This is a genomic window from Streptomyces sp. JW3, from assembly GCF_052216785.1.
Taxonomy (GTDB): Bacteria; Actinomycetota; Actinomycetes; order Streptomycetales; family Streptomycetaceae; genus Streptomyces.
Genome location: NZ_JBQOUX010000032.1, coordinates 66,535 through 73,249, shown reverse-complemented (window position 1 = coordinate 73,249; position 6,715 = coordinate 66,535). Strand labels below are relative to the sequence as shown.

The following is a 6,715-nucleotide window of genomic DNA, read 5'->3' as shown; positions in this document are numbered from 1 at the left end:
CCCGGGACCGCCGCCGCCCCCGCCGCCCGTGCCCCCGGGGCCCAGGCGCGCCCCGCTGCGGCTGCCGGCCCGGACACCGGAAACAGCACCGGGGACGGCGGCCGCCGAGCCGCACGCCGCCCTGCTGGCCCCGGCGCCGCCGATGCTGCCGCACCCGCTGGCGCTCCAGCGGTCGCTGCGCCCGCTGCGCCGCCGTACCGACGCGCCCGCCGTCCGGGAGGTGGACGAGGCGGCGACCGCCGACCGGATCGCCCGGCTCGGCGCCGACCCCCGGTGGTGGCTGCCGGTGCTGCGGCCCGCCCGGGAGCGCTGGCTGCGGCTGCACCTGGTGCACGACGACGGGCCGACCATGCCGGTGTGGCGCCCGCTGGTCCGCGAACTGCACACCACGCTCGCCCAGTCGGGCGTCTTCCGCACGGTCACCCTGCACCGGGCACTGCCCGACGGCACGGTGGCCGGCGACGGCGTGCACGCCCCCGCCGACGGCCGCACCGTCACCCTCCTGATCAGCGACTGCATGGGCCCGCAGTGGCGGGCCGGGCCGGCCGGCGACCGCTGGTTCGCCGCGCTGCGCCGCTGGGCCCGCCGGATGCCACTGGCCGTCGTCCAGCCGCTGCCGGAACACCTGTGGCGGGACACCGCGCTGCCGCCGGTCCCCGGCCGGCTGTCCGCCCCGTACCGGGCGGCGCCCAGCGCCGCGCTCGCCTTCACCCCGTACGACACCGCCTACGACACCGCCGAGGAGGCGCCGCCGGCCGGCGCGGTGCCGGTGCCGGTGCTTGAGCCGGGGCCCGAGTGGCTGGCCAACTGGGCGGCGTTGGTGGCCGGTCCGGGCGGGGCCGGGTATCCGGGTTCGGCGGCGGCGCTGGGGCGGCCGCTGCCCGCCGACGCCGACGACCGCACCGACCTGGCCCGGCTGCCCGCCGAGGAGCTGGTACTCCGGTTCCGGGCGACCGCGTCCCCGGCGGCCTACCGGCTGGCCGGACATCTGGCGCTGGGGCGGCCGGACCTGCCGGTCATGCGGCTGGTGCAGGCCGCGGTGGAACCGGAGCCGCGGCCCGCGCACCTGGCCGAGGTGATCCTCAGCGGCCTGCTCGCCGCCGTGCCCGGACCGCCCGGTGCGTACGTCTGGCGGCCCGGCGTACGCGACCTGCTGCTGCGCGGGCTGCCGCGCACCGCCCGGGCCCGCACCCGCGAGCTGCTGCTGCGCACCGGCGACCTGATCGAGGAGCGGGCGGCCCGGTTCCCCGGCGAGATCGCCGCCCTGACCCCGGCCCCGGACGGCATCGAAAGCGGCCCGCCGGGCGAGGTGATCGCCGAGATCAGCGAGCGCGGCGCCCGGCGGCTGACCGGTGTCCGCGCCGGCGACGGGCCCGCGCGGGAACCGGCCCCCGGCCGGCTGGGCGAGCGCTACCGGCTGACCCGGCGCCTCAACCCCGACGGCAAGGTGTGGCTGGCCGAGGACACCGCCGCGGGCCGGACGGTGACGGTCCGGCTGCACGACGCCACCACCGACCGGGCGCGGCGCGAGGCGTTCCTGCGCGACGCCCGGCTGCTGCGGGAGATCCGGCACCCGAACGTGGTGGCGGTCCTGGACGCCGGCGTGGCCGACGACGGCACGCCGTACGTCGTCATGGAACACCTCGACGGCATCGCTCTGAACACCCTGGCCCGGCCCTACGGCAACCGGCTGCCCGCCCCGCTGACCGTGGGCGTCGCCGCCCAGCTGGCCCGGGCGCTCACCGCCGTGCACGAGGCCGGCACCGTGCACGGCGCGGTGGAGATGTCCCGGGTGGTGCTGATGCCGGACGGCACGGTGCGGCTCAGCCTGTTCGCCCCGGGCCGGGGCGGGCGGCCCGGCGGCCGGTCGGAGGACCTGCGCGCGCTGTGCGAGGTGGTGCTGCTGCTCGCCTCGGGCACTTCACGGCTGACCGTGCCGGTCGACTCCCGGCGGCTCGGACATCTGCCGGCCGCGCTCCAGGGCCCGTTCGCGCACGCCCTCGACCTGCTGATGTCCCCCTCGCTCCAGGCCCAGCGGCAGGGCCGGGACCTGCTCACCGACCCGGTGCTGCCCGGGCTCGCCCGGCAGGCGTACGAGCAGCGGTTCTACTACGCGCTGGGCCCGCTGCGCGTCGAGCGGCCCGAGGGTGCCCCGGAGCTGCCGCCGGACGCCGCCGCGCTGCTCGCCGTCCTGCTGCTCAAGCACGGCCGCACGGTCACCCACGAGGAGCTGCGGTACGGCCTGTGGGACCCGGCCGACCAGCCGCGCGACGGGCGGCGCCGGGTGCGCCTCGCGGTGGAACGGCTGACGCGGGCGCTCGGCCCCGGCGTGCTCGCCACCCCCTCGCACGGTTACGCGCTGCACACCAGCGCCGACTTCGTGGACGTGGTGCACTGCGAGGAACTGGTCCGGCGGGCCGACGCGGCACAGGCGGCCGGCGCGGACACCGAGGCGCGCGAGCTGGTCGCCGAGGCGCTGGCGCTCTGGCGTTTCGGCGAACCGCTGCCCGACGTGTCCGGCCCGGCCGCCCGCACCGCCCGGGGCCACCTCCAGCAGCTCCGCCTCGCCCTGCACGCCCGGCTCGCCGGGCTCGACCTGGCGCTGGGGGACGCCGACCGGGCCGCCCGGAGCCTGGCCGGCCTGCTGGACACGCACCCGCTGCACGAGACGTTCCTGCGCCTGTACCTGCTGGCGCTGCGCCGGCTGGGCCGGCTCGACGAGGCCCTGGACGCGTACGAGGAGTACGAGCTGTCCGGCGGCGGCAACCGGGAGCTGCTGGCCCTGGGCCGGGAGCTGCGCCAGGACCACGCGGTACCGGCGGACGCCCCCGACGCGTATCAGGAGCCCGGCCCGGACGGCTCCCCGGACGCCGCCGTGGCCGCGCCGGACGAGCTGCCGGAGGGCCCGTTCCCGACCGAGGACGACCCGTGGACACCGCTGCTGACGGAGGGGACGGCCGCCGCTGAACCGGAGTCGGAGTCGGAGCCGGAGACGGAGACGGCACCGGAGACGCCGGTCGGTTTCCCGCCGTTCGACCCGGAGCGGCGGGAGGAGGACCGGGACGAGCCCGAGCCGGAGCCCGAGTTCGAGCCGCTGTTCGAGCCGCCGGTGACCGCGGGCGGCGGACGCCGCGCCGGGTCCGTACCGGAGTCGCTGATCACCGGCGCCCGCTGTGTGCTGCTCGGCTTCGACGACGTACTGGCGCGGCTGTACCGGCCGGGCGCGGAGCGCGAGGTGCTGCTGGACATCGCGCGGCTGGTCGTCGACGACCGCGATCCGCGGGCGGCGCTGTCCGGGGTGCCGCCGCTGCCCGGGGACGACGGAGCACGGGCGCAGGGGTACGCCGGGACGCTGGACTTCGTCCGGGCGCTGGCCGGGCACCGGGTCGACGCCGAGGTACGGCAGCGGCTGGCCCGGCACGAGGAGCGGGCGGCGCGCACCGCGCGGGCGACCCCGCTGGCCGGCCGGCTGATCCGGGCGCTGCACGTGCGCGAGGTGCCGGTCGCCGTGGTGACCGACCGGGCGGCGGCCCCGGTCTCCGGGTACCTGCGGCGCCGGGAGCTGCTGGCGGCCGTGACCGGTGGGGTGCACGGCCGGGCGGACGGCCTCAGCCGGCTCATGCCGGACCCGGACGTACTGCACCGGGCCCTGGAGAGGCTCGACGCCGCGCCCGGCGAGTGCGTGCTGGTCGGCTCCTGTGTCGCCGAACAGACCGCGGCCCGCCGCGCCGGCCTGCCCTTCATCGGCCACTGCCCCACCGACCACGTCCGCCACGCCCTGCGCGCCACCGACCCCGGTACCCCGCTGGTCCCGGACCTGCGCGCCCTGCTGACGGCGGCGGAACAGCGCTGACGGCACGTCACCGGACGCGGTGGAGCGGGGCGGCGCGGCGGGGCGGCCGGACCGACACCCCCCGTTCAGCGGCCCCCCGCCCGGCCCCCTCCGGCAGGCGCCCGGCCGGGGCCGCCCGCACGATGCGAGGGAGGCCGGCCGCCCGTCGGTCGAACGGTCTGTGCTCTCGGGAGGATCCGCCATGACCGCCACTCTGGAGCAGCTGCGCCGCTGCCACTTCGCCGTCGATCTCGGGGCGGCGCGGACCCGCGTGTACGTCAAGGGCGCCGGGCTGGTCGTCGACCAGCCGTCCGCCGCCGCCGTCAACACCCGTACCGGCGCGCTCATCGCGGTCGGTGAGTTCGCGGAGAAGATGACCGGCCGCACCCCCGGCTACATCCGCGTCGTCCGGCCCGTCTCGGGCGGCACGATCGTCGACATCGAGATGGCCCAGCGCATGCTGCGCCACCTGCTCGGCGACAAGGTGCGCCGCGCGCTGCGCCGCAAGCCGAGGCTGCGGGCCGCCGTCTGCACCCCGCACGACGCCGACCCGCTGGCCCAGCGGGCCGCCATCGAGACGCTGGTCGGCCTCGGCGCCCGGCGGGTGGAACTGGTCGACACCCTCATCGCCGCCGCCGTCGGCTGCGGACTCCCGGTCGAGCAGCCCGAAGCCACCATGATCATGGTGTGCGGGGCGCACGCCACCCAGGTCGCCGTGCTCTCGCTGGGCTCGATCGTGACCGCGGCCCGCATCCCGGTCGGCGGTGAGGCGGTGGACGCCGCGATCGTCCAGCACCTGCGCCACCAGCACGAACTGGTGCTGCCCAGCCAGTCCGTGCGCCCGCTCCAGCTCGCCCTGTCCGGCAACGGACTGACCGCGCAGGGCCCGGCCTGCACCGAGATCCACGGCCGGGACGTGGCGACCGGCCTGGCGCGCAGTGTGCAGGTCGACACGGCCGCCGTGCGCAACGCCATCCAGACGCCGCTGACCGGTGTCCTCGACGGCATCGGCCGGGTGCTGCGGGACTGCCCGCCGGACCTGGTCGCCGACCTCGCCGACCGGGGCATCATGATGGTCGGCGGCAGCGCCCTGCTGCCCGGCTTCGACCAGATGCTGCGGCAGGCCACCGGCATGCCGGTGCACATCGCGGAACGGCCCGACATCTGCGCCGTACAGGGGCTGGGCACCATGCTGGAGGGCAAGGTCGAGCCGGTGTCGCTCCAGCCGACCGCCGACTGACCCCGGCGTGAGCGGCCCGCCGCCCGGCTCCCGGCTGACCCGGCTGCTCGACGCCGTTCTCGGCCTCGGCACCGACCTGGACCCGGGCGTCACCCTGCGCCGCCTGGTGGCGGGCGCGGCCGAGCTGACCGGGGCGGCGTCGGTCGTCCTGCGCACGGTCGAGCCGGGACCGGCCGGCCCGGCCGGTGTCCGGGCCGGCCCGGACCCGGCCGCCACCGGCCCCGTGCTGCGGGTCCCGGTCCGGGTGGGCGACGAGGAGTTCGGCACCCTGCTGCTGACCGGGCGGCCGGGCGGCGGGCCGTTCACCGACGAGGACGAGCAGGTGGTGCGGGTACTGGCCACCCAGGCCGGCATCACGATCGGCAACGCCCGGCTCTACCGGGCGGCCCGGCAGCGCGAGCGCTGGATCGAGGGCGCCGCGGCCGTCACCACCGCGCTGCTCACCGGGGAAGACGCCGGCGACGCGCTGACCACGGTCGCCGAGCGGGCCCGGCGGCTCGCGGACGCCGCGGCCGGGGTGATCCTCCAGCCGACCGAGGCGGGCGGCATGGAGATCGTGACCGTCTCCACGCCGGACGACCCGGCCGGTATCGTCGGCAGCGTCATCGCGCCGGGCAGCCCGGTGCTGGCCCAACTGCTGGGCGGGGAGCCGGTGTTCCTGGAGGACTCGGCGACCGACCCGCGGATGACGACCCCGGTCCGGCACCGGTACGGGCCCAGCATGATGCTGCCGCTGGAGGCCGGCGGCCGCCTGATCGGCACCCTCGCGCTGCCCCGGCGGCGCCGGGAGCGCCCGTACACCGCCGTGGAACGGCAGCTCGCGACGCAGTTCGCCTCGCAGGCCGCGCTCGCCCTGGTGCTGGCCGACGCGCACCGCGGCCGGGCCCGCCTCGCGGTCTACGAGGACCGCGACCGCATCGCCCGTGACCTGCACGACCTGGTGGTGCAGCGGCTGTTCGCCACCGGCATGATGCTGGAGTCCACCCACCGCCGCACGGCCGCCGAGCAGGTCGGGGACCTGCTGGACGAGGCGGTGGAGGAACTGCGGTGCACCGTCGGCGAGGTCCGCACCGCGATCATCGCGCTGCGGCAGCCGCCCGCCGACCCGCCGGCCGGGCTGCGCGGCCGGGTGCTGCGGGAGGCCGCGGTCGCCGCCGCGGTCCTCGGCGCACCGCCGTCCACGCACTTCACGGGCCCGGTCGACCACCGGGTCCCGGACGACACCGCCGACCGGCTGGTCGACGCGCTGCGCGCCGCCCTGGCGGACGCGGTGCGCCGGCCGGGGGCACGCCGGGTCCGCATCGGCGTCGACGCGACGGCGACCGACCCGGACGGCCGGGCCGCCGTACGACTGACGGTCTCCGACGACAGCGCCGCCGCCACGGCCTTCCACTGGTCCGCGCCCCTGTGACGGCCGGGACCCCACCGGGCGGGACCACACGAAGACGACAGCGACTCCAGTACGGCGGCCCTCAGCCGATCCGCACCCCGGCGACAGCCGGACCCCACCCGGCGGGACAGCCGACACCCCACCGGGCGGGACCACACGAAGACGACAGCGACTCCAGTACGGCGGCCCTCAGCCGATCCGCACCCCGGCGACAGCCGGACCCCACCCGGCGGGACAGCCGACACCCCACCGG

The 6,715-nt window shown here is 78.0% G+C and carries 3 protein-coding genes; all 3 read left to right on the top strand.

Translation table 11 applies throughout. The features are described from left to right. The first annotated feature begins 28 nt into the window (after positions 1-28). The 3 genes from ACTT8P_RS15715 to ACTT8P_RS15705 all read left to right on the top strand — a co-directional run bounded on the left by ACTT8P_RS15715 (position 29) and on the right by ACTT8P_RS15705 (position 6,483). Positions 29-3,853: an SAV_2336 N-terminal domain-related protein gene (locus ACTT8P_RS15715; protein WP_442832254.1), complete on the top strand. Its 3,825-nt coding sequence runs from the start codon at positions 29-31 to the stop codon at positions 3,851-3,853. Between the two features lie 181 nt (positions 3,854-4,034). Further along, on the top strand, positions 4,035-5,072 hold the full coding sequence (locus tag ACTT8P_RS15710; RefSeq protein WP_361170837.1) for a rod shape-determining protein: 1,038 nt from the start codon (positions 4,035-4,037) through the stop codon (positions 5,070-5,072). Positions 5,073-5,079: 7 nt separating this feature from the next. Next, on the top strand, positions 5,080-6,483 hold the full coding sequence (locus ACTT8P_RS15705; RefSeq protein ID WP_442832253.1) for a GAF domain-containing protein: 1,404 nt from the start codon (positions 5,080-5,082) through the stop codon (positions 6,481-6,483). Positions 6,484-6,715 lie beyond the last annotated feature (232 nt).